General features: G+C 66.4%; 24 protein-coding genes and 1 pseudogene. 12 read left to right on the top strand and 13 right to left on the bottom strand.

Features of this window, described 5'->3' with window-relative positions; genetic code table 11:
* Positions 1-5 precede the first annotated feature (5 nt).
* Complete coding sequence (locus ACFYOW_RS08065; protein WP_387285633.1) at positions 6-473, top strand: MarR family winged helix-turn-helix transcriptional regulator; 468 nt, start codon at positions 6-8, stop codon at positions 471-473.
* Positions 474-478: 5 nt separating this feature from the next.
* Here the strand turns inward: ACFYOW_RS08065 and ACFYOW_RS08070 are convergent, their stop codons facing one another.
* The 3 genes from ACFYOW_RS08070 to ACFYOW_RS08080 form a co-directional block, all read right to left on the bottom strand.
* On the bottom strand, positions 479-2023 hold the full coding sequence (locus ACFYOW_RS08070) for an AMP-binding protein (RefSeq protein WP_387286069.1): 1545 nt from the start codon (positions 2021-2023) through the stop codon (positions 479-481).
* A gap of 78 nt (positions 2024-2101) precedes the next feature.
* Positions 2102-2290, bottom strand: coding sequence for a ferredoxin (locus ACFYOW_RS08075; protein ID WP_387285635.1), 189 nt, complete (start codon positions 2288-2290; stop codon positions 2102-2104).
* Positions 2287-3582 (bottom strand): cytochrome P450, encoded by a 1296-nt coding sequence (locus ACFYOW_RS08080; protein WP_387285637.1) that lies wholly within the window; start codon positions 3580-3582, stop codon positions 2287-2289. Before ACFYOW_RS08080 ends, ACFYOW_RS08075 begins: the two co-directional genes overlap by 4 nt.
* A gap of 201 nt (positions 3583-3783) precedes the next feature.
* Here ACFYOW_RS08080 and ACFYOW_RS08085 point away from each other — a divergent pair, with 201 nt between their 5' ends.
* The 3 genes from ACFYOW_RS08085 to ACFYOW_RS08095 are packed head-to-tail and all read left to right on the top strand — an operon-like array spanning position 3784 to position 6983.
* A complete protein-coding gene (locus ACFYOW_RS08085; protein WP_387285639.1) occupies positions 3784-4914 on the top strand; it encodes an acyl-CoA dehydrogenase family protein in 1131 nt (376 codons plus the stop codon).
* Positions 4911-6137 (top strand): acyl-CoA dehydrogenase family protein, encoded by a 1227-nt coding sequence (locus ACFYOW_RS08090; RefSeq protein WP_387285641.1) that lies wholly within the window; start codon positions 4911-4913, stop codon positions 6135-6137. Before ACFYOW_RS08085 ends, ACFYOW_RS08090 begins: the two co-directional genes overlap by 4 nt.
* Positions 6138-6983, top strand: a complete 846-nt coding sequence (locus ACFYOW_RS08095; protein ID WP_387285643.1) for an SDR family NAD(P)-dependent oxidoreductase — start codon at positions 6138-6140, stop codon at positions 6981-6983.
* On the opposite strand, the gene ACFYOW_RS08100 is transcribed toward ACFYOW_RS08095, so the two are convergent.
* A complete protein-coding gene (locus ACFYOW_RS08100) occupies positions 6925-7581 on the bottom strand; it encodes a TetR/AcrR family transcriptional regulator (protein WP_387285645.1) in 657 nt (218 codons plus the stop codon). The genes ACFYOW_RS08095 and ACFYOW_RS08100 overlap by 59 nt on opposite strands.
* Before the next feature lie 74 nt (positions 7582-7655).
* Here ACFYOW_RS08100 and ACFYOW_RS08105 point away from each other — a divergent pair, with 74 nt between their 5' ends.
* Positions 7656-8423, top strand: a complete 768-nt coding sequence (locus tag ACFYOW_RS08105) for a tyrosine-protein phosphatase (RefSeq protein WP_387285647.1) — start codon at positions 7656-7658, stop codon at positions 8421-8423.
* Here ACFYOW_RS08105 and ACFYOW_RS08110 read toward each other — a convergent pair.
* Positions 8409-9680 (bottom strand): aromatic ring-hydroxylating dioxygenase subunit alpha, encoded by a 1272-nt coding sequence (locus ACFYOW_RS08110; RefSeq protein WP_387285649.1) that lies wholly within the window; start codon positions 9678-9680, stop codon positions 8409-8411. The two genes, ACFYOW_RS08105 and ACFYOW_RS08110, sit on opposite strands and share 15 nt — an antisense overlap.
* A 161-nt stretch (positions 9681-9841) precedes the next feature.
* Between ACFYOW_RS08110 and ACFYOW_RS08115 the strand changes: the two genes are divergently transcribed.
* Positions 9842-10420: a TetR/AcrR family transcriptional regulator gene (locus ACFYOW_RS08115; RefSeq protein WP_387285651.1), complete on the top strand. Its 579-nt coding sequence runs from the start codon at positions 9842-9844 to the stop codon at positions 10418-10420.
* A gap of 51 nt (positions 10421-10471) precedes the next feature.
* On the opposite strand, the gene ACFYOW_RS08120 is transcribed toward ACFYOW_RS08115, so the two are convergent.
* The 3 genes from ACFYOW_RS08120 to ACFYOW_RS08130 form a co-directional block, all read right to left on the bottom strand.
* Positions 10472-11944, bottom strand: coding sequence for an amidase (locus ACFYOW_RS08120; protein WP_387285653.1), 1473 nt, complete (start codon positions 11942-11944; stop codon positions 10472-10474).
* A 116-nt stretch (positions 11945-12060) separates the two neighbouring features.
* Entirely contained in the window at positions 12061-12366 is a 306-nt protein-coding gene (locus tag ACFYOW_RS08125) for a hypothetical protein (RefSeq protein WP_387285655.1), read from the bottom strand.
* Positions 12367-12426: 60 nt separating this feature from the next.
* Positions 12427-12825 (bottom strand): hypothetical protein, encoded by a 399-nt coding sequence (locus ACFYOW_RS08130; RefSeq protein ID WP_387285656.1) that lies wholly within the window; start codon positions 12823-12825, stop codon positions 12427-12429.
* A 288-nt stretch (positions 12826-13113) separates the two neighbouring features.
* Here ACFYOW_RS08130 and ACFYOW_RS08135 point away from each other — a divergent pair, with 288 nt between their 5' ends.
* Positions 13114-13527 (top strand): hypothetical protein, encoded by a 414-nt coding sequence (locus tag ACFYOW_RS08135; RefSeq protein ID WP_387285658.1) that lies wholly within the window; start codon positions 13114-13116, stop codon positions 13525-13527.
* A 177-nt stretch (positions 13528-13704) separates the two neighbouring features.
* Here ACFYOW_RS08135 and ACFYOW_RS08140 read toward each other — a convergent pair.
* The 4 genes and pseudogenes from ACFYOW_RS08140 to ACFYOW_RS08155 form a co-directional block, all read right to left on the bottom strand.
* Positions 13705-14642: pseudogene (locus ACFYOW_RS08140) on the bottom strand (SDR family NAD(P)-dependent oxidoreductase).
* Positions 14643-14885: 243 nt separating this feature from the next.
* Positions 14886-15653: an enoyl-CoA hydratase-related protein gene (locus ACFYOW_RS08145; protein ID WP_387285660.1), complete on the bottom strand. Its 768-nt coding sequence runs from the start codon at positions 15651-15653 to the stop codon at positions 14886-14888.
* A complete protein-coding gene (locus tag ACFYOW_RS08150; RefSeq protein ID WP_387285662.1) occupies positions 15653-16921 on the bottom strand; it encodes an acetyl-CoA hydrolase/transferase family protein in 1269 nt (422 codons plus the stop codon). The genes ACFYOW_RS08145 and ACFYOW_RS08150 overlap by 1 nt, the downstream gene beginning before the upstream one ends.
* On the bottom strand, positions 16918-18075 hold the full coding sequence (locus ACFYOW_RS08155; protein WP_387285664.1) for a CaiB/BaiF CoA transferase family protein: 1158 nt from the start codon (positions 18073-18075) through the stop codon (positions 16918-16920). The genes ACFYOW_RS08150 and ACFYOW_RS08155 overlap by 4 nt, the downstream gene beginning before the upstream one ends.
* Positions 18076-18182: 107 nt before the next feature.
* Between ACFYOW_RS08155 and ACFYOW_RS08160 the strand changes: the two genes are divergently transcribed.
* From ACFYOW_RS08160 to ACFYOW_RS08180, 5 genes are read left to right on the top strand one after another with little or no spacing between them, the layout of a single operon-like run.
* The gene (locus tag ACFYOW_RS08160) at positions 18183-19676 is read left to right on the top strand and encodes a class I adenylate-forming enzyme family protein (RefSeq protein ID WP_387285665.1); all 1494 of its coding nucleotides are present in this window, start codon (positions 18183-18185) and stop codon (positions 19674-19676) included.
* A 5-nt stretch (positions 19677-19681) separates the two neighbouring features.
* Positions 19682-20428 carry an SDR family NAD(P)-dependent oxidoreductase gene (locus ACFYOW_RS08165; RefSeq protein WP_387286071.1) on the top strand — a complete coding sequence of 249 codons (747 nt, stop codon included), beginning with the start codon at positions 19682-19684 and terminating at the stop codon, positions 20426-20428.
* A 25-nt stretch (positions 20429-20453) separates the two neighbouring features.
* Positions 20454-21437: an MDR family oxidoreductase gene (locus tag ACFYOW_RS08170; protein ID WP_387285667.1), complete on the top strand. Its 984-nt coding sequence runs from the start codon at positions 20454-20456 to the stop codon at positions 21435-21437.
* Between the two features lie 22 nt (positions 21438-21459).
* Entirely contained in the window at positions 21460-22659 is a 1200-nt protein-coding gene (locus ACFYOW_RS08175) for a MaoC family dehydratase N-terminal domain-containing protein (RefSeq protein ID WP_387285669.1), read from the top strand.
* 12 nt (positions 22660-22671) lie between these two features.
* Positions 22672-24372, top strand: a complete 1701-nt coding sequence (locus ACFYOW_RS08180; protein WP_387285670.1) for an AMP-binding protein — start codon at positions 22672-22674, stop codon at positions 24370-24372.
* A 9-nt stretch (positions 24373-24381) separates the two neighbouring features.
* Here ACFYOW_RS08180 and ACFYOW_RS08185 read toward each other — a convergent pair whose 3' ends face one another.
* Positions 24382-24630: a hypothetical protein gene (locus tag ACFYOW_RS08185; protein WP_387285672.1), complete on the bottom strand. Its 249-nt coding sequence runs from the start codon at positions 24628-24630 to the stop codon at positions 24382-24384.
* Between the last annotated feature and the right edge of the window lie 53 nt (positions 24631-24683).

Here is a 24683-nt window from a genome sequence, read left to right on the forward strand (position 1 = left end):
AAGGCATGGACAAGCGCATACAACTGATCGAGTTCGAGACCTTGCTACTCGGCCACTACCGACTGAGCCCGCAGCATCGGCGCACCGACGACCCGCTCGAGCGCAGCTCGTATCTGCTACTGAGCCGACTGCGGATCCAGGGCCCGATGTCGCTGCGACAGCTCAGCGACGCACTGGGATTGGATGTATCGACGCTGCATCGGCAGACCGCCACACTGCTGCGCACCGGACTCGTCGAACGCATTCCCGATCCGGAGGGCGGTATCGCGCGCAAGTTCCGCGTCACCGCTGCGGGTGGTCAGCGCCTCGATCAGGAGCGCGCTGTCATCATCGAGGTCCTGGCAGCGGTGACGCAGGATTGGACCGCCGAGGAGCGCGCCGAATTCGCCCGCTATCTGGAGCGATTCAACAGCGATATCGAGCGGCTGTACGGACGGACCTGGCCGCGCCCGGAGCCGACGCCCGCCCGGTAGGCCACTCAGCTGACCAGTGTGTCGTGGCCTTCCCAATATTGGGCGCGAAGCCGGCGTTTGTAGAGCTTGCCACTGGGATCACGGGGCAATTCGGTGACGAAGTCGACCGTGCGCGGGCATTTGTAGGCGGCTAGTTCCGCGCGGCAGCAGGCGATCAGCTCGGCCGCGAGCTCGGCACCGGCGGCGGCCGGATCGACCAGTTGGACAACGGCTTTCACCGCCTCACCCATTTCCTCGTCCGGCACACCGAGCACGGCGACGTCGGCGACCGCGGCATGTGCCGCGAGGACATTCTCGGCCTCCTGCGGGTAGATATTCACCCCGCCGGAGATGATCATGTGGGCTTGCCGATCGGTCAGATACAGATAGCCGTCGGCATCGAGATATCCCATATCGCCGAGTGTGCGCCACCCCTTCTCGTGGGTCACCGAAGCGGTCTTCGCAGCATCGTGGTGGTATTCGAACGGCCGCCCCCCACCGAAGTACACCACTCCGACCTGGCCGAGCGGCAACTCCTCGCCATCCGCGCCGACAATGTGACACTCCTGCGCCGGTCTGCCCACCGAACCCGGATGCGCCAGCCACTCCTCGGCACTGATGTAGGTGTTCCCGACATCCTCGGTCCCGGAGTAGTACTCGCTGACGATCGGTCCCCACCAATGCAGCATCTGCCGTTTCACCGGCACCGGGCACGGCGCCGCCGAGTGGACCACATTCACCAGACTCGAGATGTCATACCGTTCGCGTTCGGCCTTCGGCAATCGCAGCAGGCGCACGAACATGGTCGGCACCAGCTGCGCGTGCGTGACCCGATGACGCTCGATCAGCTCGAGGCATTGCCGAGGGTCGAAGCGTTCCATCACGATCACGGTCGCGCCGATTCGATGCCACGACATCGAGAACACCAGCGGCGCACCGTGATACAGCGGTGCGGGCGACAAGTAGACCGCATCCGCACTGGCGCCGCTCACCAGCAGACCCCGCGCGATCTGCACCGGCGCCGAATCCGGATCGCCGAGCGGAGCGGCGGGCAGCGGTTTGCGAACCCCCTTGGGCTGCCCGGTCGTTCCCGACGAGTACAGCATCTCCCGGCCCTCGCATTCGTCGGAGCCGAGCGGATGCGGTGATGTCGCCGTCAGCACATCCTCGTACTGCTCGAAACCGACCAGCTCCCCCACCGCCACGATCCGGACCGGGAGGGCGGAGAGGTCGAGCTCGGCCACCACCTCGGCCATGGACTCGCTGGTCACCAGCGCGGTGGCGCCGCAGTCGTCCAGGATGTATTGCACCTCACCGGCTTTCAGGTGCCGGTTGATCGCGGTGTAGTACAGACCGCAGCGCTGCGCCGCCCACGCGATCTCGAGAAACGGGCGATTGTTCTCCATGAGAATCGCGATGTGGTCGCCGACCGCGAGCCCGCGCGAGCGCATGGCCCTGGCGAACCGGATCGACCGCTGCTCCAATTGGGCATAGGTCACCACCTCACCACTGGACGCCAGCACGATCGCCGGGCGATCCGGCGCCCGATCGGCGTGCCAGCCGGGCGTCATCGGCGCCGCGGTGGTCCGCACAACGTCGTCGCCCGCCACTGGATCACCGTGTCCGGCAATGTGATTCGCGGCCATCGGTCAACTCGCGGTGATGGCATGCTCCGGGCAGGCCGACACCGCCACCAGGACGGCACCGGCGAAATCGGCCGGAACCTCGGGAGTCCGCACTTCGGCGTAGCCGTCGTCGTTGAGGGCGAAAACCTCCGGGCACAACGCCACGCACACTCCGTGTCCGCGACAGTGGTCGGAATCGACCGAGACCTTCATCGGGCACCACCTTCCGCGATATCGAATTCCAGATGCAGCGCGGTCAGGCCGCGCAGGACGAAGGTCGGCACATACTCGTACTCGCGTGCGTCGGCGGCGCCGTGCACCGTTTCGTCGATGCGGATATCGGTCGTGCGGTCCAGCAGCCGCTCGATCGCCACCCGGGCCTCGGCCCGGGCCAGCGGCGAACCCGGACAGGTGTGGATGCCACGGCCGAAGGCGATGTGGGTGCGGGCATTCGAGCGCTCGGGATCGAAGGTCGTCGGGTCGTCGAAGTGGCGCGGATCCCGGTTGGCGCCACTGTTCACCACCATCAGGGTGGTACCGGCAGGCAGGTCGACCCCGCCGACGCTGACCGGCACCTTCGACAAACGGAAGTCGCCCTTGACCGGGCTCTCCATGCGCAGCACCTCCTCGATGAAATTCGGTATGCGCGAACGGTCCTCGCGCAGCCACCGCTGCAGGTCGGGTTGTTCGGCGAGCAGTTTCAGCGCGGAGCTGAGCAGCCGAACGGTCGTCTCCTGACCGGCCGAAAACAGGTTCGCGGCCACCCGGACGACATCGAGCACCGTGGGTTCGGAACCGTCCGGGAACATCGTGGTCGCCATGCTGCCGAGCACGTCGCCGCGCGGTTCGCGGCGCCGGTCCTCGATGTAGTCGGCGAACCTGCCGTAGAGGAATTCGATCGGGTTGTGGTGCATGGATTCACCTTCGGTACTGCCGAGGGTGGAGCCCTCCCGGTGCGGGTCGCGCTGCAATGCCTGCAGGAATTCCTCCTGGTCGGCCGGGGGCACACCGAGCAGGTCGGCGATGACGTACAGCGTGAACGGTCCGGCGAAGTCGCGGATGAAGTCGCCGCGACCGGGTGCGAGGTAGCTGTCGAGCATCCGGTCCGCCAGCGTCCACATCGCGTCCTCGTTCTCCTTGAGACGCTTCGGGGTGATCAGCCGCATCAGCAGCCCGCGATGCTGGGTGTGCACCGGCGGGTCCAGGGTGGGCAGCTGGTCGCTGAACGGCAGTTTGTCGCGGTGCTCGGCGATCAGCGCATCGATATCGCCCTCCAGCGGCACCGGGAAACCGGGGAACGGACCGGTCACCGAGGTGCAGGAGGAGAAGTGCTCGGTGTCGTTCAGCACCTCGAGCGCCTCGTCGTAGCCGGTCACCATGTACACGCCGTGGTGGTTCTCGCGCGCCACCGGGCACTGCGCGCGCATGGCGTCGAAGTACGGATATGGATCCGCTATGAGCTCCCGCCCGAGAAAGAAATCCATCTCCTCGAAGTCGTTCACCACTGATGGCTCCCTTCGGCACCGCGCGCTCGCCACGGATCTACCGACCGGCGCGCGAGAATGATACTCTCAATAACTGTTGAATCCGATTCTCACATCGGTATGGGAGACCGTCAAATAGGAGACGGCGGCGCGCGGTTCCCGACCAGCGCGTCTCAGCCCGGTGAGCAGGTGCTCAGCGGTTGATTCGGAGGACCGAAAATCATGAGTGTCGAGCCGACCGGCGATCAGCGGTTGTTCCAGACGACGACGCGCGAGTTCCTCGACCGGACCGTCCCGATCGAGACGGTGCGCGAACTAGCCGATGCCGCATCGGGTTTCGATGACCTGTGGTGGCGGCGCGGAGCGGAGCTGGGCTGGACGGCGATGCTGGTGCCCGAAAGCCTCGGGGGCGGCTCGATCTCCGGCCAGCCGGTGACCGAACTCGCGCTGGTGGCCGCGGAGTTCGGTCGCACCTGCGCGCCCGGCCCGTTGATCCCCACCAGCGCGGTGCTGGCCGGACTGGCAGCCGCGGGTGATCGATTCGCCGATGTGATCGCCGAGATCGTCAGTGGGGACGTCATCGCCGCGTGGGCGCTCTACGAGCCGGGCCGCGGTCTGGATCTCACCGCCCCGGACACCCGGGCCGAACCCGACGGCACCGGCTACCGGCTAACCGGACTCAAGGACCGCGTCGAAGCCGGTGACCGCGCCGACCTGTTCCTGGTCACCGCACATGGCCCGGACGGCCCGATCCAGCTCCTGGTGCGCGCCGATACCCCGGGCGTGACGGTAACCCCGACCTGGACGCTCGACCTCGTTCGCCGTACCGCCAGGGTCGAGTTCGCGAATGTCTTCGTGGGCGCCGAGGCCCTGGTCCAGCAGGGCGAAACCGCCACCGCGGCAACGCAATCGCAACTGCATATCGCAGCGGCACTCAGCGCCGCGGAATCGGTCGGCGCCGCCCAGCGTGCGTTCGACGCCACCGTGACCTGGATGTTCGACCGCTACACCTTCGGCCGCCCGCTGGCCTCCTATCAGGCCCTCAAACACCGCATGGCCGATAACAAGACCTGGCTGGAGGCCTGCCGCGCGACCGCCTACGCCGCGGCCGCGGCCATCGACGAAAACCCGTCCACGGCGGCCGAATTCGTCAGCGTCGCCAAGGCCTATGTCGGCACGAAGGCCCCGGTGATCGTTCAGGACTGCGTCCAGATCCACGGCGGTATCGGCGTCACCTGGGAACACGACCTGCATCTGTTTCTGCGGCGCGTCACCTACGGTCGGGCCCTGTACGGCACCCCGGAGGAACATCACCGCCGCATTACCGATCTACTCGTCCGGAGCGCCGCATGACAACCGATCTCGAACCCGTCGACAGCTTCCGCGACCGCGCCCGGCGCTGGCTGAAGGAAAACCTCCCGCCCACCGCGCAGACCTACACCGGCGCGGACCACGACGAAGTGTGGGATCGCGCGCGCGAACTGCAGCGCATCCTCGCCGACGGCGGGTTCGCCGGTATCTGCTTCCCGAAAGCCTATGGCGGCCAAGGGCTCACGCCCGCCCACCAGCAGGCCTTCACCGAGGAGTCGCTCGGCTACGAGATGCCGCTGGTACTGAATGTGCCGACCCTGGCGATCTGCGCGGCCACCCTGCTCGAGCTGGGCACCGAGGAGCAGAAGCGCACGCATCTGACGGCGGTGCTGCGCGGCGAGGAGATCCTGGCCCAGTTCCTGTCCGAGCCGCGCGGTGGCTCGGATCTGGCCGGCCTGACCACCCGCGCCGACCGCGACGGTGCGGAGTGGATTCTCAACGGCTCCAAGATCTGGAGTTCGGGCGCCTATGCCGCCGACTACGGACTGTGCCTGGCCCGCACCGACTGGGACGTGCCGAAGCACAACGGGCTCACCCTTTTCCTCGTCCCGGTCGCCGCGCCGGGCGTGACCATTCAGCGGATCAAACAGGTCACCGGATCAACCGAGTTCTGCCAGGAGTTCTTCGACGATGTCCGGCTACCCGCCGACGCCGTGATCGGCGAGGTCGGCGGCGGTTGGGCGGCGGCCTCGCGGCTGCTGAATCACGAACGGGCCGCTATGGGCGGCACCTCGCCCTACACCAGCGGCCAGCGCCCGCATCTCGGCGCGGAGGCCACCACGCTGGTCGACCTGGCGCGCGCGACCGGCGGACTCGACGATCCGCGGGTGCGCGAGGATATCGGGGCGGCCAGGGCCATGATCGTGGTCCGCAACCAGCTCATCGCGCACGTCTCGCACGCCATCGGGACCGGCGAACTGCCGCCCGCGGCCGGATCCATCGTGCGCCTGTTCAGTGCCGAAAATGCCTTGCTGCAAACCGATTCCGCGGTCACGATCGCGGGCGCGGCGGCGGTGACCGGCGATCCGGACGGTCCGGGCGTCGGTCAACTCGGCATCGACTATCTGTTCCGCAACGCCTGGAGCCTCGCCGGCGGCAGCACCGAAATGGCCCGCAACATCATCAGCGAACGCGTACTCGGCATGCCCCGCGAACACGCCGCCGACCGCGACGTGCCGTTCAACAAGGTCGAGCGAGGTCGTTGAATGACAGGTTGGTTCGAACAGCGCAGCGGCCTCGACGGCACCGTGGCCGTGATCACCGGCGGCGCAGGCGGTCTCGGGCAGGCGATCGTGCACGATCTGGTCGCCAACGGTGTCCGGCCCGCGGTCCTCGACCTCGATGCCGAAGCAGCCGAGGCCCTGCGACACACGATGACCGACCGCGACGCCCTGGTGCAGGTCGGTGACGCCCGCGATCCCGATGCGCTGGCGGCACTGTTCGCCGCCGTCGACGAGCGCTGGGGTCGACTCGACACCCTCGTCAATGTCGTCGGCGGCACCTTCCGCGCACCGTTCACCGACACCACACCGAAGGGCTGGGACGCGCTGCTGCGCACCAATCTGATGCACGTATTCCACGCCTGCGCACTGGCGGCGCCGCGGATGCGGGCCGGTGGACGCGGCGGCAGCATCGTCAATATCACCACCATCGAAGCGCACCGTGCCGCACCGGGTTTCGCCGTCTACGCCGCCGCGAAGGCGGCCGTCGAACAGTTCGGCCGCACCCTCGCCGTCGAACTCGCACCGGACCGGATCCGGGTCAACAATGTGGCCCCGGACTTCGTGCCGACCCCCAACCTCGCCAGGTTCTCGCACGGTGACGGCGCCATGTCCGATCCGGCCGGTGCCCGGGTCGCCATCCCCCTCGGCCGCCCGGGGCAGGTCACCGATGTCTCGAACTGCGTGGTCTTCCTCGCCTCGGCCCTTTCGGCCTACCTCACCGGTACCACCCTGCACCCCGACGGCGGCACCTCGGCATCGGCGGGCTGGTTCAATTGGCCGGATACCGGTTGGGCCAATTACGCTCCGCTGCGCTATCTCCAGAGTTGATCGGGGTGATCGCGCGCAGGCAGAACGCGGTCGTGCGATCGATATCGGCCGCGGTCGGCTCGACCCGGCGCCAGAGGAAATCGGTCAGACTGCCGACGGTCGCGTGCGCGACGAGCCCCGCATCGAATGCCGGGTCCTGGCTGCCCAATTCGGTGAACGCGCCGTGCAGCAGTGTGGCGAGCCGATCGCTCGGCGTCGGCGACCCGCCATCGAGATCCGGTGCCGACCCGCCCGCGTTCCACAGCACCGCCCTGGTCAATGTCGCCGTGGCCTCGGCCGCCTGGGACAGCACCGCCTCGACCCACCGGCGCACCTGGTCCTCCGATGTCTCCGCCGTGCTCATTCGGCGGGCGGCAAAACGCACCAGGCGCTCGGCTCCATCCTCGATGAGCGCGGAGATGAGTGCGTCCTTCGACGGAAAGTGCCGGTAGAAGGCGTCATTGGATAGACCGGCGGCCGCGACGATATCGGCGACACGCGGTCGCGACGCGGTTCCGCTGGCGCGGATGACGGCCAGCGCGGCATCCAGCAGGCGGCGCACCTCGTCGGCGTAGGTCGCCTCCCGTTTGGCGAGAGCCCGCGCTGCAATGCGGCCCACCACGTCAACCTCTGGACCTGCAAGACTATTCTCGCTCACAAGAAGAGTATTCTCAGAATTAGGAGTCGGCGCAAATGCCCGAGCGTGTCCTAACCCTGCACGGTGCGACGAACTTCCGCGATCTCGGTGGCTATCCGACCGTCGACGGCGGATACACCCGCTGGGGCATGGTCTATCGCTCCGACGCTCCGCACCGGCTCAGCATCGACGACCTCGCCATCATCGAACGCCTGGGGCTGCTCGTCGCCTACGACCTGCGCACCGACGAGGAACGCGACCGCTCCCCCTCGGCCCTGCCCGCCACCGTGCGCCGCATATCGCTCACCATCGGCGGCACCGCCGCCCACACCCGGGCCAATGCCGAGATGATCCGGACCCGGCCCGCCGACATTCCCGACGACTTCCTCGCCGAAATGTATCGCCGGATGGCCGATTTCGACGCCGGGATATTCGGGCGGATCCTCACCGAGCTAGCCGATGCGGACGGTACACCGGCGCTGATCCATTGCACCGCGGGCAAGGACCGCACCGGCGTCGCCGCCGCATTACTGCTGGCGGCACTCGGGGTCGACGAGACGACGATTCTCGACGACTACGAACTCAGCGCCATTCACTTCACCGACCGGCGCCTGCCTCGCCTACTCGCCCGCCTTCCCGAGGATGTCGACCCCGCACGCTACCGCGCGGTGTTCGGCGCGCCGCGGCTGGCGATGGCCACCCTGCTCACCTCGCTTCGGGAACAACACGGGAGTGTCGAGGGCTACCTGTGTACCAGGGCCGGGCTATCGCCCTCGACTCTCACCGCGCTGCGCGACCGGCTGGTCCAGTCAGCCGTTTCGTGACTGCGCCTGGTACCCGGCAACGAAGTCGGTGGCCTGCTTGTGCAGATGCCGCAACAGGATCTCCTGGTCGTTGAGCGGAAACTCGGTGATCGCCCGTGATTCGAGCATGGTCTGGGTGGCCTCGAGGGTGTTGCAGTCCTGCAGGCCGAATTCCTTGAAGGTGAGCGCGGCCAGTTCCTGACGCAACCGGTCGGCGGCGTTGCGGGCGGGGGCGAAATAGCAGGTGCCCTCGAAGATGTGCTTGTTGTAGGCGGTCGGCCAGTAGTGATACGTCAAGTACCAGCCCGGCGCCCACACGACGATCATGAAATTCGGGAAGAAGACGTAGGAGTCCAGGCCCCATGCCCGGTGCCGGGCGGGGTTCAGGCCGGGCGGCAGATTGTCCAGCGCGGGGATGTCCGGGCGATCCCAGGCGCCGAAATTGCCGCTGCGCAATACCCTTTCGATCGGCTTGACCATATTCAGGTCCTTCGGCGGGGCCATGCCTCCCCAGGAGGACACCATGCCGTGCGGCCCATCCAGCTCGTAGTGCAGCGCCTCGAAGCCGAAGTTCGACAGCTTCGACGACTCACCGGACACGTACTGCTTCGCGTGCAGGATGGGCGCGTGGTAGAACTCGGCGAAGGCGTCGATGTAGAGCTTCCAATTGCTGCCGACCTCGGCCCGGTACTTGTACACCTCGGTCATCTCCCCGAACGGGTAGCCCGCCAGGCCCTCGGCGAACTTGCCGAGATAGTCGGTCAGCGGCGCGGCATCCTCATCGAGATTGATGAATATGAAGCCTTCCCACACTTCGCAACGCACCGACTTCAGGCCGAATCGATCCTTGTCGAAGTCGAAGAACTCCTGCTCCTGCTGCACGAAAGTGGCCTCGCCTTCGAGGCTGTAGCGCCATGCGTGGTACTTGCAGGTGAACTGTCGGCAGGTACCGGCGGTCTCCTGGCCCGGATAGTCGTCCCAGACCAGCTTGTTGCCGCGATGGCGGCAGACATTGTGGAAAGCACGGATTTGCTGATCGTTGTCCTTGACGATGATCAGCGACGTGTTCGCCACCGCGAGCTCTTTGGTGAAGTAGCTGCCCTTGCGTGGAAGCTGTTCCACCCGACCGACATTCAGCCAAGTACGCGCGAAGATCGCTTTACGCTCGAGCTCATAGTGCTCCGGCGAGATCGAATCCTCGAACGACACCAGGCCGGTGCCCAGCTCTGGATAGCGCTCCGTCCACGACCCCTCCGCGGGCTTCGCGAAATGCGGCATCTGTAGCTCCCGTCATATCGGATACCACGGCCAACGGGCCGCCGACACCAGGAAATGCTAGTCGTTCGTAAAGTAGATTACTGGCCGTTCGTAAAGTAAATGCCTTGCCGATCGTCAAGTACAGTCTTAGCCATCACGATGAGCTCAGCGGAAGGAACGCCATGACTAGGGCAGATGTTGTCGCGCGTGAAGCCGACAGTCGGCAGCGCCTGATCGACGTCGCGGTAACACTTTTCATCCGGCACAGCTTTGCCGGGACCTCGCTGCAGATGATCGCCGATGAGCTCGGCTTCACCAAGGCCGCGATCTATTACCACTTCCGCACCCGGGAACAATTACTCCTCGCGGTGCTGCAACCACTGCTGCAACAACTCCGGTCGGTGATCGAGACCGCCGAACAGCAGCGCACCCCGCGCGCCCGCGCGGAGTCGATGCTGATCGGTTACGCCGAACTCGCCGCCGCGAGCCGATCGATCGCCGCCGTCGTTACCACCGATCCCAGCGTCATTCGGGTGGTGCGTCAGCAACCGGACTGGCGCGAGGTTATCGATCGGCCTGTCGCACTACTGGCCGAGCTCACCCCGGGACCCGATGGTGTCATCGCGGCCACCGCGGTGCTGACGGGTCTAGCCGGTGCTGCGTCCGGCGCGCCGAGCGATGTCGATCAGGAGACGCTGAACCGCCAGCTACTCGACATCGGCCGCCGCATACTCGGACTGCGCAGACCGCGAGTCACCTGACGCCGCACCATATTTCGGGCCACCGGCGGGCCACCGGAGTCCGCTTGTCGGCTATCGAACCTGCTCGGCCACTGCGGTCGGCGCCTCGAAACCGCCGATCTCCTGTTCGAGCAGTTCGGCCAGCCGCAGCGGGGTGCGGTCCTCGAACATCGGACCGATGAGCTGCACTCCCACCGGCAGGCCCTCGGGGGACCTGCCCGCCGGTATGGCGGTGGACGGGAGACCGGGCATGGTGGCCAGACCGGCCCAGACGAGCTGGTCAGCGCCCGGGTAGGCCACGCCGTCGATGTCGATCCGCCGCTCTCCCAGATTGGGGTTGTGATCGTGCGGGAACGCGGGAGTCGGCGTGACCGGACAGACCACGGCATCGAACTCGGCGAAGAGTTGCCGCCAGCCTTGGCGATGGCGCTCACGAAGGATGTTGGCCTCGATCCAGTCGCGGTGGCTGAACACCGCGCCGCGCAACCGCGCCGCGTGGAGACTCTGGTCGTCCGCGTTCAGTCCGGCGGCGTGGGTCCGAATCTGCTCGTACCGCTCCACGGGATACATTGCGGCGAGGTTCGCCAGCAGCAACTGGGTGTAGAGCGTCGCGGCCTCGGTCAGATCGGGCAGCAACGTACTTTGCCGTTCGACTCGGGCGCCGCCGCCGACGAGCGCGTCGGCGACTCGGTTCACCGCGGCCCGCACAGCGGAGCTGGTCGCAATGAGCGGATGATCGTCGATGACCAGGACACGGAATTCGGAGAGCCGCTCGTGGCGCGCGGCCGGAAGAGCCAGGTCGTATGCGACGCCGAGCGTCAGCGGGTCCGGTCCGGCCATCACGTCCAGCAGCAGCGTGAGGTCGCGGGCGGTGCGCGCCATCGGCCCGACGACGGCGAGGTCGCGCTCGGACGGCAGTGCCGGCGCGGGCGGCGGGACATGACCGCGGCTCGCCACCAACCCGTATGACGTCTTATGCGCGTAGACGCCACAGAAATGCGCCGGGGTGCGCAGCGAACCACCGATATCGGAGCCGATGGACAGCGCGCCGAACCCACACGCGAGGGCCGCCGCCGATCCGCCGGAGGATCCGCCCGGCGTGCGGCCGAGATCCCACGGGTTGTTGGTGGTGCCGTAGATCTCGTTGAAGCTCTGCAGATCTCCCAGCATGAACGGCACATTGGTCTTGCCGAGCACCACCGCGCCGGCGGCCTTCAGTCGCGCCACCGCTACCGCGTCCTCGGCAGGCACATAGTTCCGCTGCTGCGGTATGCCCCAGGTCGTGGGCAGCCCGGCCATGTTGTAGGACTCTTTGACCGTCACCGGAATACCGAGCAGCGACCGGCCCTCGCCGCGGGCGCGCGCCTGGTCGGCACTGCGCGCGGCGGCCCGCGCACGGTCGAAGTCCGGCACACAGATCGCGTTGATCGCCTTGTCGTCGCGCTCGATACGGGCGATCGCCTCGTCGGTCAGTTCCACCGAGGTCACCTCACCGGCACGCAACGCAGCTGCGAGCTCTTCGGCCGACCGCAAACTCCACTCCATCAGACCGACCCTACCGGCCGGTGTTCGCCGTGCATGCCAGGCTGCCGTCTTGGTCGTCAAATCTCTTGTGCTGCAACGGATCTGAGCTTCTGTTCGTGAGTCGCCTGGATCCGGAATTATTCCCCGGAGTCGCTCGCTCGACCAGCGGGTGCGGTTCCCGCATCGGGTGGAAGTCGATTGTTGCCGGGAGCGGAGATCGGCTCCGGGCGATTTCCGAACAAATAGTCTCGGAATGCCCGAAGATACTCGTCCAGTTCCCGTTGATCGCAAAACCAAGATTTGGTCGGGTCGAACCATTCGCTCGGCGTCGGGCGCCGCGCGATCATGTAGTCGAGAGCTTCGCACATCATGTCCCCATAGACCGGATTCGTGGCGACGTTTTCACGCTCTACCGGGGCAAAACGCCACATCAGGTCACCCAAGTCTGCGTAGTGCAGGTATACGAGCGGCCACAGCAGACGATTGATGTGCGGGATTTCGTCCTACCATCTGGTCTTCGCGCGCAAAGTCTCACTGGCCCTCGGGTGGGGGCGTGAATTTGCGACAGGCGCCGGGTCGGAGGAGGGGTTGAACGCTCGGTCGACGCCGCGGGGGCGCCACGTCGGCCCGGTTCGAAGGTTCATGGGTGGGTACCACACGCCTCGCCAAACCGGGACTCCGAGAGTGGGAGGGTTCACCGGGAGTTTCTCGGCCAGTGAGACGTCGACCGTCATGCGGCGCACCGGGGGCAACTCCGTGTCGTCGGGGAGCAGATCCGCCACCATCGCCAAGCAGTCCTGCTCATCGAATCCGGTCACACCGACGCCCTGGCCCAGCTCAACCCTGAAATCTGGTTCGTGCTCCAGATCGAATTCGATCCAGAACCGCCGCACCGTGGGCATACGCGCCCTCCTCCCATGGACACCGGCCCCACGATACCAACGTCCGATCACGGTCTACCGCTCGATAATCGGCATGAGCAAGCGTTCCAGCGAGATCGCCTGCCGCTCGATGGTTATGGGATTTGCACGGACGTTTCCACGCGGGCGCGGCGGGCCGACCCGAAGCTACAGCGAGTTCGACTGTCACCCAAGTGCGTTGGCCGGTTCATAAGGTTGTGTTCAGCATTCTCCAGGTCGAGTCCGCGATATTACTTCCGGCACAACGGAATCGGCGAATGGGATTTCATCGTGACAGGTGACTTCGGATACCAGGATCGAGCGGATCGAGACATCGACGGATATACGTACTCCCGTCCAACGGAGGATTCGACTCTGGAACGGGCACCCGGTCGCCCGGACCAGGTGGTGTCGGCGAGGGGTACATCCGACGGCCGACTGTCGAGGGATGGTTCGCCACTGCAGGACGGTGCGGCGCCGGCTGCCCTGGCCTCTGTGCCGACGGAGCGGGTGGTTGCCACCGTGTGCGCGGTGGTCGTGGTGCTGGGTTCGCTCATCGCCGGGTTCCTCAGCGGGGACGACCAACACGATCTGGATCGGCGGTTGCAGTATCAGGAGTGCATCACCCAGGAGCAGGCGCGCATCGCCCGCGAGGGCAGCCTCCTCCAACCCGAAGACCTCTGCAATATCTACCCAGGCCGCTAGCCGAGATCGGCATGAGCGGGATGTCCTGAGCCGCAGCGCATCTAGGTCGGTGATCGCCCGCCCAGCGGCATTGTGACGCGGTCGTTCGAACGTGCCCGGTCGCCGGTTTCGGATCGTGGGCTGCGCGGCATTTCGGGGTTGCCGGTCATGATGATTCGGGCGAAGCAAGAGCGGTTGTCATGGCCGGATCGGGGTTGCCGGACGCTCCAGCGGATCCACGCCGGTGAGGGCGGCACTGGCGGCCCAGAGTCCGGCGGCGGTGTCGAGGTCGGTCATGTGCGCGTGGGGTGTTTCCCGGCGTGGTTGTCCGCGGAGACCGAAAACTCTTGGCCCCCACAGTTGCCCGCTGGTGATCTCGGTGTCCAGGACAGCTCGGACGATACTTTCGGCCCCCTCGTGTTTGCCGTGCAGCACCACGCCTGCGGGCAGCGCGCGCAGGCGCTGGGCAGTGGTGCGCCCGTACAACGGCGGCCGCGACGGGGTCAGCGCGTCCAGGGCGCCGCCGGGATGGACGACGATGCTGGCGGTATCGGCGCCACGTGCCTGCAGGCGGCGATCCAGTTCGAAACCGAACAGCATCTGGGCCAGTTTCGATCGCCCGTAGCTGCGCTTGGGCCGATAGTCGCGCTCTGACTGCAGATCGGCAAGATCCAGCCGTTCGGACCGCGCTGCGAAGCTGCCCACGGTGACCACCCGGCTGTTCGCAGCGGCCGTCAACATCGGCGACAGGTGAGCGACCAGTGCGAAGTGCCCGAGATGGTTTGTCGCGAACATCAATTCGTGCCCCCGAGCGTTCACGCGGCGTTCGGGGCCCGACAGCAGCACCCCGGCATTGAGTACTACCGCGTCCAGGCAATCGACGCCGAGTGCGTCGACTGTCGCAGGCAGCGAGGACAGATCCGCCAGGTCCAAGCGCACCGGCCGCAGTCGAGCGCCCGGAACCTGTGCTCGGATCGCGTGTATCGCGCGGTCGGCCTTGTCGGTGTCACGACAGCCAGCACCACTGTGGCACCGTTGGCCGCGAGTAGTTCTGCGACGAAATACCCGATGCCCGCGCTGGCACCGGTAACCAGAACTGTCTTCCCCTCGGCCCGATTGCCGCCACGCCACGTCATACCGGCAACCCTGACACCGCCCTCTTGCACCGCCCTCACATCCCACTGGCATGCAGGCGCACACCAATCGCAACACCCACTCGGTCCGCCGGAAGCGGACGACGAATATCCGGAATTCGGCAGTGTGGTGCGCACCTTTCATGCCGAAGCCCGCGTTGCTGACCACCAATCCGATATCGAGAACCTCACCCACAATCATCGAAGAGGCCGCACGAGCACATGATCGGTCGCGGATGGGACGGCTCATCGTCCCTGCCAACGCGGGGAACGCTTTTCGGCGAATGCGCGTGGCCCCTCCTGCGCATCTTCGCTGCGGTAGCAGTGTTCGGCCGCGTGCCGTGCGGCGTGTAGGGCGGCCGTACGACCCATCTCGGTGGCGAGCATTACCGTTTCCCGGGCCGCCCGCACCGACAGCGGAGCACCCGCGAGAACTTCGGTGGCCAACTCGAGCGCGGTCGCCAGCAATTCCTCCGGTTCGGCGAGGCGATTGACCAGGCCGATCTCGTGGGCGCGTTGGGCGGTGATCGGTTTGCCGGTGAGCAGGATTTCCATCATGACCCGCTGCGGGATCATATGAATCAGCGGTGCCGCCCACGGCGCGCTCCGACCCACCTTGACCTCGGTGATCGCGAAGCGTGCGGTGGTGCTCGCGACACACAGATCGCAGGCCTGGGCGATCATCCAACCGCCCGCGTAGGCAACGCCGTTGACCGCCGCGATGGTGGGTTTGGAGAGCTCGACGGTGTCGTACGGGAGCGCGAACATATCGCGCGGCGGCACCCGCATACCGGTTTCCACCATCTCCTTCAGATCGCCGCCCGCACAGAAGGCCTTCTCACCGGCGCCGGTGAGAATCGCGATGCGCAGGAACGGATCTCGCTCGAACCGGTCCCAGGCCGCGGCCAGTCCCGCGCGCACGTCGGCGGCCAGGCAGTTACGTGTCTCCGGTCGGTTCAGCGTGATCACGGCAATGCCATCGTCGCGGGCGTCGAACAGGACGGCGTCGCTCATCAGAATCCCCTCTCGGCGATGGTGTGGGCGGCACGCGCCAGGTCTTCCCGAAAGTCGGGATGGGCGATGGCGATCAGGCGACGAGCGCGCTCGGCCAGGGTCCGGCCGCGCAGTTCGGCCGCGCCGAACTCCGTGACGATCACATCCACATCGCTGCGAGCGGTGGTGACCGGGCCCGACAGGCCGACCGTGATCCGGCTGATGGTGCCGCCTTTGGCCGTGGCGGGCAGCACGATGATGGAATGCCCACCCGGCGAGCGTGCCCCGGCGCGCACGAAGTCCACCTGACCACCGGTACCACCGAGGTAGTCCGAACCACTCTGCTCCGCGTTCACCTGGCCGGTGAGGTCGACCTCCAGCGCCGAATTGATCGTCACCAACTTGTCCAGTCGGGCAAGCACGTCCGGATTATGGGTATACGAGGTGGGGCACATGCGGATGCAGAGGTTGCGGTGGGCGAATTCGTACAGTCGCTCGGTGCCGATCAGGGCGCCGGTGATCGAGACACCCCGGTCGATGCGCTTGCGCGCATTGGTGACGACTCCGGCCTCGACCAGATCGACCAGTCCGTCACCGATCATGCCCGAATGCACACCGAGATCGCGACGGTCGTGCAGCAGGTGCAGGATGGCGTCCGGCACCGCTCCGATTCCGGTCTGTACGACCGAGCCATCCTCGATGAACGCGGCAGCGCGTTCGGCAATGGCCGTGTCGGTCGCGCCGATCCGCGCGGGCGGCACCCGCACCGGTGGCCGCGAAACCGTTACGGCGTAGTCGATTTCAGCTGAGGACAGCAGTTCGCCGTGGGTCCATGGCACCTGCTCGTTGACCTCCGCGACCACGACCCGGGCCCGGGCCACGGCCGCGCGCACATAATCGCTGATCAGGCCGAAGCTGTGGTTGCCGCGCGCATCCGCAGGACCGACCTGAACAAAGGCCACGTCGCAGCCGATGATCCCGTCCTCGATGAGCGCGGCGACCTGGCTGACATGGCATGGGATCACGCTGAGCCGGTGCGCGTCGGCTAGTGCGCGCAGCGCACCGATCGCACCCATGCTCGACAGCGAAAAGCTTTGCGTCGCTTGATCGGTGAACAGACCGGAGAAGCTGGTCGCGATGAAGGCCGACAGCCCGCCGATATCGCCGCCGCCCGCGATCAGCGCCTCGATCAGCGTGGTCGGCTCGCCGCAGGCCTGACCGATGACGATGCGATCACCGGGGCGCAGGAACTCGCGCACATCCAGGTCGGTGTCGGAGATGATCTTCATGCGCGTGCCTCCCCCACCACGCCGAGCTCGCCGACGATCTCGGCGGTGTGCTCACCGAGCCGGGGCGCCGGACCCGCGACCCGACCGGGTGTCCGCGAGAACCAGGTCGGGGGGCCGGGGAAACGCACTGTGCCATAAGGAGATTCGACTGTTTCGAAGAAGTTCGCCGCCTGCAGGTGCGGATTGTCGAACAGTTCGTCGAGGGTGCGCACGGGTGCGGCGGGAATGTCGAGGGACCGCAGCAATTCCAGCCAATCCCGCGTCGACCGTTCCAGGAAGGTCTCACCCAGTAGCGCATAGACGGTATCGATCCGGCGGGCCCGCTGTTCGAGAGTGGCGAATTCCGCACTCGCCCACGGTGGTTGCACGGCTTCGATGAAGGCGGACCACTGCTTGTCGTTGTACACTAGCGCGGAGATATAGCCGTCCCGGGTGCGATACGGCTTCCGATTCGGCGCCACCGCTCGGGGATACACCGCGGCACCCAAGGGCGGATCGAACAGTGCGCCGTTGGCGTGCTCGACCAAGAGGAACGCCGCCATGGTCTCGAACATGGCGACCTCCACCTCTTGCCCCGTACCGGTCCGTTCGCGGTGGAAGAGCGCCATGGTTGTGGCGTACAGCGCCGTCAGGCCGGCCACCTTGTCGGCCATGATGGTGCCGACATAGCCGGGCGCACCGGTCAATTGCTCCTGCACATACGGCAGGCCGCATTCAGCCTGGATGGTGTCGTCGTAGGCGGTGAGATTCGCATCCGGTCCGCGGCGGCCGTAACCGTAGCAGTTGGTGTAGACGATCGACGGATTCAGCGCGGCGACAGCTTCGTAGTCGAAGCCGAGGTCGGCGATCGCCTTGGCGCGCATCGAATGGATGAAAACATCTGCGGTGCGGATCAATTCACGCAGTGCGTTCTTTCCGTCCGCGGAGCGCAAGTCCAGCACCGCACTGCGCTTACCGCGGTTCACGTTGACGAACACCCCGCCCATACCCGATTCGGGTCCGACCGAGATGTAGCGAGTGTTGTCCCCGGCCGGGGGTTCGACCTTGATCACGTCCGCCCCCATATCGGCCATGATCTGAGTGCAGTAGGGCCCCATCACCATTGCCGTGAGATCCACGACCCGCACCCCGGACAACGGACCCGAACGTTGCATCTGCCTCAGCCTCCACGATTCGGCGCGGTCCCCAGAGCACCGCCGACGTCGACAGACTATAAGATTAATCCTTGCAAGGATAGCAACGATGCTGATATCAAGAGGGCGTGGAAAGTAGCATCGCGCGGGTCCTCGACACCGCGCTTGCCACCCGTCCGGACGCCCCCGCGATCGAGGCGGCCTCGGGTATCTGGTCGTATGCGGAACTCGACGACCAGGCGCGACGGGCGGCAGGCGCACTGTGGTCTCTTGGCGTGCGCCCCGGCGATCGGGTGGCCGCCTGCCTGCCCAACGATCTGACGATCGTCGCGGCTTTCCATGGCGCACAACGGATCGGTGCGGTGTGGGCAGGCATCGGTGAGGTACTGTCCGAGAGCGAACAACAGGATCTCTACGAACTTTGCGAACCGACGGTCGTACTCGCGGGCCCGCGCTGCCGGTTGATTGCGCCGGAGTGCGTCGACACCCGACGCTGGGCACAGCTCATCGCTCGCGCCGAGGCGGCTCCAGCGATCGACCCCGATATCGACACACCAGCCGCGATCGCTTTCACCAGTGGTACGTCCGGGCGACCGAAGGCCGTCGTGCACAGCCAGCGCAATCTGCTGCTGCCCGGCGCCGCGCTGGTCGGGACCCGCGGCTGGGGATCCGACCTGCGCAAGGGCGACAGCTTCCCGCTTACGATCCTCAACCTGATGGTGTTGTCCACCCTGCTCACCGCACAAGCCGGTGGTTGCGCGGTGATCATGGATCGCCGCGATGTCGACGGGGTGGCGGAGTGGATCGCCACGCGCCGGGTGACGGTCTGGAACGGTGCTCCCGCACAGCTTTTCGATCTGGCCGGGCGTCCGGAGTTGGACCTGAGCTCGCTACGGGAGGTGTGGAGCGGCGGCAGCGACACTCCGGACCAGTTGCGGGTTGCCTTCGCCGCCGCGCACGGCGTCGTGCCGCGAGCCACCTATGGCCTCACCGAGGCGCCGACGGTGGTGTCGATCGACCCGGCCGATGGCGATTGGCGGCCGGGCTCGAGCGGCCAGGTGCTGCCGCAATACGACGTCGCGGCCTACGACGAGGGCCGACGCTTACCCGCGGGCGAACTCGGCGAACTGGGATTGTGTGCAACCTCGGCCGGGCCGTGGGCGCATCGGTGGCGACCGTTGCTCGGGTACTGGGAATCCGGCGGTCTCCGATCATTCGAATCCGGCCCGATCGCCACCGGTGATATCGGGACCGTCGACGACGAGGGGTGGCTGACGGTGCTGGATCGTAAGAAGTTGGTGATCATCCGAGGCGGGGCCAATGTCTACCCGCTGGAAGTGGAGCGAGTCATCGGGACCCATCCGAATGTCGACAAGGTCGCGGTGTGCCCGATACCCGACGACAGACTCGGGCAGCGCGTAGCCGCATTGGTCGAATCAGCCAGTGATGCAGTCGATTTCGGTGCTCTCGCCGACCTGTGCCGAACGGCGCTCGCCGGTTACAAAGTGCCGGAGATCTGGTGTCGGGTCGATACCCTGCCGACCAATGCCATGGGCAAGGTCGACCGCACCCGCCTCGTCGAACTCGTCGAGCGGCACCAGAGAACCTGGGAGACCAGGTGACCGGCATGTTCGATCTCGACGGCCGGGTCGCGATCGTCACCGGCGCCTCGTCCGGCCTCGGCGCGGCGGCGGCGCAAGCGCTGGCATCGTTGGGTGCGCGGGTAGCAGTCGTCGCCCGCAGGCACGACCGGCTGGCCGAACTCGCGAAGCGCACCGACGGCATCGCCGTCGCGGGCGATCTGTCCGATCTCGAGCGCATCGGCGGCGTGGTGTCGTCCGTGGTCGAGCAATTGGGCCCACCGGAGATCCTGGTCAATGCCGCCGGAAACCGGTTCACCACCGAGCGCGCCGAATCCGAGGCGCTCGATGATGTGCGCGACACCGTGGATCTCAATCTACTTGCCCCATTTGTGCTGGCGCAGCAGGTATTTCCACATATGCGCGCCGTCGGCCGCGGCGCGATCGTCAACGTCTCGTCGATCAGCGGCCGCGTCGGCGTCCCCGGCATCCCGCAGGCGTCCTACGCGGCGGCCAAGGCGGGCCTGTCGGGCCTGACCGCCGAACTGGCGGTGCAGTGGGCCCAGTATTCGATCCGGGTGAACACCGTCGCGCCCGGCTTTTTCCGCAGCGAGATCACCGACTCGCTCTACGACAGCGAGCGCGGCGCCGAATATCTGCGCCGCAACACCCCACTACCCCAGCAAGCGACCGCCGACGACATCGTCGGCGCCATCGTCTGGCTCGTCGGCGATGCCGCGAGCTACGTCACCGGTCAGACCATCGTCGTCGACGGCGGCTGGACCGCGAGATGACGGACTCCAGAAAGGACTTCCGCCAATGTTTTCCGCACTGCTGATCGAGAAAGGTGAAGCCGGGCAATCGGTTTCATCCAGCAACCTGGACGAAGGTCGCCTGCCCGACGGAAACGTCACCGTCGAGGTGGCTTACTCCACGCTCAATTACAAGGACGCCCTGGCCATTACCGGCACATCGCCGGTGGTCCGCAAGTTCCCGATGGTGCCCGGCATCGATTTCGCGGGTGTCGTCACGGCGAGCACTGACCGTGCGTGGGCGGTCGGCGACAACGTCGTGCTCAACGGCTGGGGTGTCGGCGAAACCCATTGGGGTGGTTTGGCGCAGCGCGCCCGAGTCGACGGGGATTGGCTGGTGCCGCTGCCCGCCGAATTCACCGCCCGGCAAGCGATGGCCATCGGCACGGCCGGCTATACCGCGAGCCTGTGCGTGGACGGGCTATGGGACCACGGCGTGCGGCCGGACCAGGGTGAAATCCTGGTGACCGGCGCGACGGGCGGTGTCGGCAGTGTCGCGATCGCCCTGTTGGCCAAGGTGGGCTTCACCGTGGCCGCCGCGACGGGCAAGACCGCAGAGGTCGACTATCTACAGCAACTCGGTGCCGCGACCGTGGTGGACCGGGCCGAACTCGCCGACGGCGGCAAGCCGCTGCAGAAGGAACGCTGGGCGGGTGTCGTCGATGCCGTCGGCAGTCACACCCTGGCCAATGCCTGCGCCCAGACCCGATATGGCGGCGCGGTCGCCGCGTGCGGTCTCGCCGGGGGCATGGACTTTCCGTCGACGGTCGCACCCTTCATTCTGCGCGGGGTGACTTTGTTGGGCATCGACAGCGTGCAGGCGACCAGACAGCGACGTCTAGCGGCCTGGAGCCGTCTGTCGCGCGATCTGGATCCGGCCGCGCTGGAGGCCATCACCCGCGAGATCGCGCTGGGGGATGCGATCGATGCCGCGGGTCAGCTCATCGCAGGCACGGTGCGGGGCCGCATCGTCGTCGATGTCAATCGGTAATCCGTCACCCTCAGGAGAAGCAGTGAGCCCCAAGGCAACCCCCGAACCCGATGTCATCGAACTCGATCTGTCCGACGTGGAACCCCGCGTCGGACAACCGATCGGCGGCGGACAACTGTGGGAGCCGTGCAGCGCCTCCGACATTCGCCGCTGGGTGATGGCGATGGACTATCCCAATCCGCTGCACTGGGACCACGAATTCGCCGGGGAGTCCCGCTACGGCGGCATCATCGCGCCGCAATCCATCGCGGTCGCCCTGGATTACGGACACGGCTGCGCACCCGCGTGCGTCGGACGCATTCCGGGCAGCCACCTGATCTTCGGCGGCGAGGAATGGTGGTTCTACGGCGCCGCGGTACGGCCCGGGGATAAGTTGTTCCAGGACAGGCGTTTTCACGACTACAAGGTGGTCCAGACGAAATTCGCCGGGCCGACCATGTTCCAGCGCGGCGATACCACCCATCGCAACCAGCACGGCACCCTGGTCGCGCGCGAACGGTCCACCTCCATCCGGTATCTCGCCGCCGAGGCGAACAAGCGCGGCATGTACGAGAACCAGGTCGGCGAGGTGAAGCGCTGGACCGAACTGGAATCGAACGAAATCGCCGTCCTGCGCCATGAATGGTTGATGTCGAACCGCCTCGGTATTTCACCGCATTTCGACGAGGTCGAGGTGGGCGATAGGCTGCCGCGGCGGGTGCTCGGACCGCACAGCATCGCCAGCTTCACCACCGAATACCGGGCCTTCCTGTTCAATATCTGGGGTACGTTCGGCTGGGTGACGCCCGAGGGCGTCGAGGATCCGTGGGTCTACCAGGATCCGGGCTGGACCGAGGGTTTCGCCTTCGACGAGGAGGGCGCCAAGATCGATCCGCGCAAGCGCGACGGCCTGTATGTCGGTCCCTCGCGCGGCCACATCGACGGTGACAAGGCGGGTGCGGTCGGCATGGCACGCGCCTACGGTTACGGCGCGACCATGGGCGCCTGGTGCACTGACTACCTGGCCTACTGGGCGGGCAACGACGGTCTGGTGCGCCACATCAAATCGGATTTCCGCGGACCGGCGTTCGAAGGCGATGTGACCTACTTCGACGCCGAGGTCATCGACAAGGAGGCCATGTCCACGTGGGGCGTGCCGCTGGTCCAGATCAAGCTGCGGCTGACCAATCAGGACGGCGGGGTGCTGGTGGACAGCACCGCCGAGGTCGAACTGCCGTTGTGAAAGCAGCCCGAGATGAGCGAGCGACCGATGGCCACAGCTGAACCCGCACAACCTGTTTCGATTGCCTCCGGGCCGCCGTTGGACGAGGAGCCCGGCATCGGCGCACGCACGCTGCCCGGCTTTCTGCGCGAGGTGACGCGGCTGTACGGCGATCGCGAGGCGGTGGTTGGGTGCACCGTTCGGTGGAGTTACGGCGAATTGTGGGAGCGTGCGGTCGAGGTGGCACGCGCCCTGCGTGCCGCCGGGGTCGGGCACGGCGGACGGGTCGGTGTGCTGATGACCAACCGTCCCGAGTGGATCGCGGCGGTGTTCGGCACCTCCCTCGCCGGGGGCGTGGCGGTCACGCTCAGTACCTTTTCCACGCCCGCCGAACTGGAGTATCTGCTCGACGAGTCCGGCATATCGGTGCTGCTGTTCGAACGCGACGTGGCGGCAAGGGATTTCGCCGCCATCCTGACCGAGTTGGAACCACGGATCGGCACGGCAGCGCCCGGTTGCTTGCACTCGGTCCGCTTTCCCTTCCTACGCCGTCTAGTCGTAGTCGGAGAACCGGTGCTGGACAACGCAATCGAGACCTGGGACGAGTTCTTGGCGCTCGGCCGCACCGAACCGGCCGATGTGATCGATGCGATCGCGACTTCGGTGCGGCCGAGCGATACCGCCGTACTGTTCTTCTCGTCCGGTTCGACCAGCCGCCCCAAGGGCATTCTGAGCGCGCATCGCGGTGTCACGATCCAGATGTGGCGCTTCCGCCGCATGTACGGATTCATCCCAGCCGACGAGGTCCGCTGCTGGACCGCCAACGGATTCTTCTGGTCCGGCAATTTCGCCCTGGCGCTGGGCGCGACGCTGGCCAGTGGCGGCGCGATCGTATTGCAGCCGACCTTCGACGCCGCCGAGGCGCTGGAACTCATGCACGCCGAACGGGTCAACTTCCCCTTCGCCTGGCCGCACCAGTGGGCCCAACTGGAGGCCGCGCCCAACTGGGGCAGCGTGGACTTGACCAGCATGCGGTTCGTCGACCGCCGCAGTCCATTCGCCCGACACCCCACGGTGTCGAGTCGCTGGGACGAGCCGAATCACGCCTACGGAAACACCGAAACATTCACCATCACAACCGCTTTCCCGGCGGACACACCTGACGAAATACACGCGGGCAGCAACGGTGTACCGCTGCCCGGCGTTACGATCAAGATCACCGACCCGGTCGCCGGGACCGTCGTACCCCGAGGCGAACCCGGCGAGATCTGCGTCAAGGGCCCCACGCTCATGCTGGGCTACATCGGAACGCCCCTGGACGAAACGCTCGACGCGGAGGGCTTCTTCCACACCGGCGACGGCGGCCACCTCGACGACACCGACCGACTGTTCTGGGAAGGCAGGCTCACCGACATCATCAAAACCGGCGGCGCCAACGTCTCACCGCTCGAGGTCGACGAGATACTCGCCGCCTACCCCGGAGTCAAAGTCGCCCGAACGGTCGGCGTACCACACGAAACCCTCGGTGAACTCGTGGTCGCATGCATCGTGCCGCACACCGGAACCCCCCTCGACGCCGAGGAAATCCGCACCTTCACCAAAGCTCGCCTGGCCAGCTACAAAGTCCCGCGCGCCGTACTTTTCTTCGACGAAGCCGACCTCACCCTCACCGGCAGCGCCAAAATCAAATCCAGCGACCTCCGCGCGCTTGCGGCCGAGCGGCTGGAGCAGTAGTCGACCGCTTCAGTCCAACCCGAGATCGAGCTGATTCCAACTGATGGTCACATCGAGTGGGTCGGCGACGTCGACCGCTACCGCATCGCCGCGGGCTCGCAATGACATATTCTCCCGGACGTAGGTGCCATCGGTCGTGAGCCGTAGCATCTCGATCGAAGTCACGGGGCCGTCGTCCTGCACCATGCGCACGATCCAGTAGTGCGGGATGCCCAGCCGCGCATACTCCGCCCGCTTCTCGACCAGATCGGCCGTCACGGTGTTCGGGCTATGTCAACCCGATCGTCCCGAGCCCACCCGCGCTCGCGACG

Origin of the sequence: Nocardia sp. NPDC006982, from assembly GCF_042869435.1 — a bacterium.
In the GTDB taxonomy this organism is placed as follows: Bacteria; Actinomycetota; Actinomycetes; order Mycobacteriales; family Mycobacteriaceae; genus Nocardia.

What these genes read in the sequence shown, in the direction of transcription:
- ACFYOW_RS08085 (WP_387285639.1), top strand. Translation starts at nt 3,784, where the DNA reads ATGAGTGTCGAGCCGACCGGCGATCAGCGGTTGTTCCAGACGACGACG.
- ACFYOW_RS08070 (WP_387286069.1), bottom strand. Translation starts at nt 2,023, where the DNA reads ATGACGCCCGGCTGGCACGCCGATCGGGCGCCGGATCGCCCGGCGATC.
- ACFYOW_RS08150 (WP_387285662.1), bottom strand. Translation starts at nt 16,921, where the DNA reads ATGAAGATCATCTCCGACACCGACCTGGATGTGCGCGAGTTCCTGCGC.
- ACFYOW_RS08130 (WP_387285656.1), bottom strand. Translation starts at nt 12,825, where the DNA reads ATGCCCACGGTGCGGCGGTTCTGGATCGAATTCGATCTGGAGCACGAA.
- ACFYOW_RS08145 (WP_387285660.1), bottom strand. Translation starts at nt 15,653, where the DNA reads ATGAGCGACGCCGTCCTGTTCGACGCCCGCGACGATGGCATTGCCGTG.
- ACFYOW_RS08120 (WP_387285653.1), bottom strand. Translation starts at nt 11,944, where the DNA reads ATGGAGTGGAGTTTGCGGTCGGCCGAAGAGCTCGCAGCTGCGTTGCGT.
- ACFYOW_RS08095 (WP_387285643.1), top strand. Translation starts at nt 6,138, where the DNA reads ATGACAGGTTGGTTCGAACAGCGCAGCGGCCTCGACGGCACCGTGGCC.
- ACFYOW_RS08180 (WP_387285670.1), top strand. Translation starts at nt 22,672, where the DNA reads ATGAGCGAGCGACCGATGGCCACAGCTGAACCCGCACAACCTGTTTCG.
- ACFYOW_RS08065 (WP_387285633.1), top strand. Translation starts at nt 6, where the DNA reads ATGGACAAGCGCATACAACTGATCGAGTTCGAGACCTTGCTACTCGGC.
- ACFYOW_RS08090 (WP_387285641.1), top strand. Translation starts at nt 4,911, where the DNA reads ATGACAACCGATCTCGAACCCGTCGACAGCTTCCGCGACCGCGCCCGG.
- ACFYOW_RS08105 (WP_387285647.1), top strand. Translation starts at nt 7,656, where the DNA reads ATGCCCGAGCGTGTCCTAACCCTGCACGGTGCGACGAACTTCCGCGAT.
- ACFYOW_RS08165 (WP_387286071.1), top strand. Translation starts at nt 19,682, where the DNA reads ATGTTCGATCTCGACGGCCGGGTCGCGATCGTCACCGGCGCCTCGTCC.
- ACFYOW_RS08075 (WP_387285635.1), bottom strand. Translation starts at nt 2,290, where the DNA reads ATGAAGGTCTCGGTCGATTCCGACCACTGTCGCGGACACGGAGTGTGC.
- ACFYOW_RS08115 (WP_387285651.1), top strand. Translation starts at nt 9,842, where the DNA reads ATGACTAGGGCAGATGTTGTCGCGCGTGAAGCCGACAGTCGGCAGCGC.
- ACFYOW_RS08110 (WP_387285649.1), bottom strand. Translation starts at nt 9,680, where the DNA reads ATGCCGCATTTCGCGAAGCCCGCGGAGGGGTCGTGGACGGAGCGCTAT.
- ACFYOW_RS08155 (WP_387285664.1), bottom strand. Translation starts at nt 18,075, where the DNA reads ATGCAACGTTCGGGTCCGTTGTCCGGGGTGCGGGTCGTGGATCTCACG.
- ACFYOW_RS08170 (WP_387285667.1), top strand. Translation starts at nt 20,454, where the DNA reads ATGTTTTCCGCACTGCTGATCGAGAAAGGTGAAGCCGGGCAATCGGTT.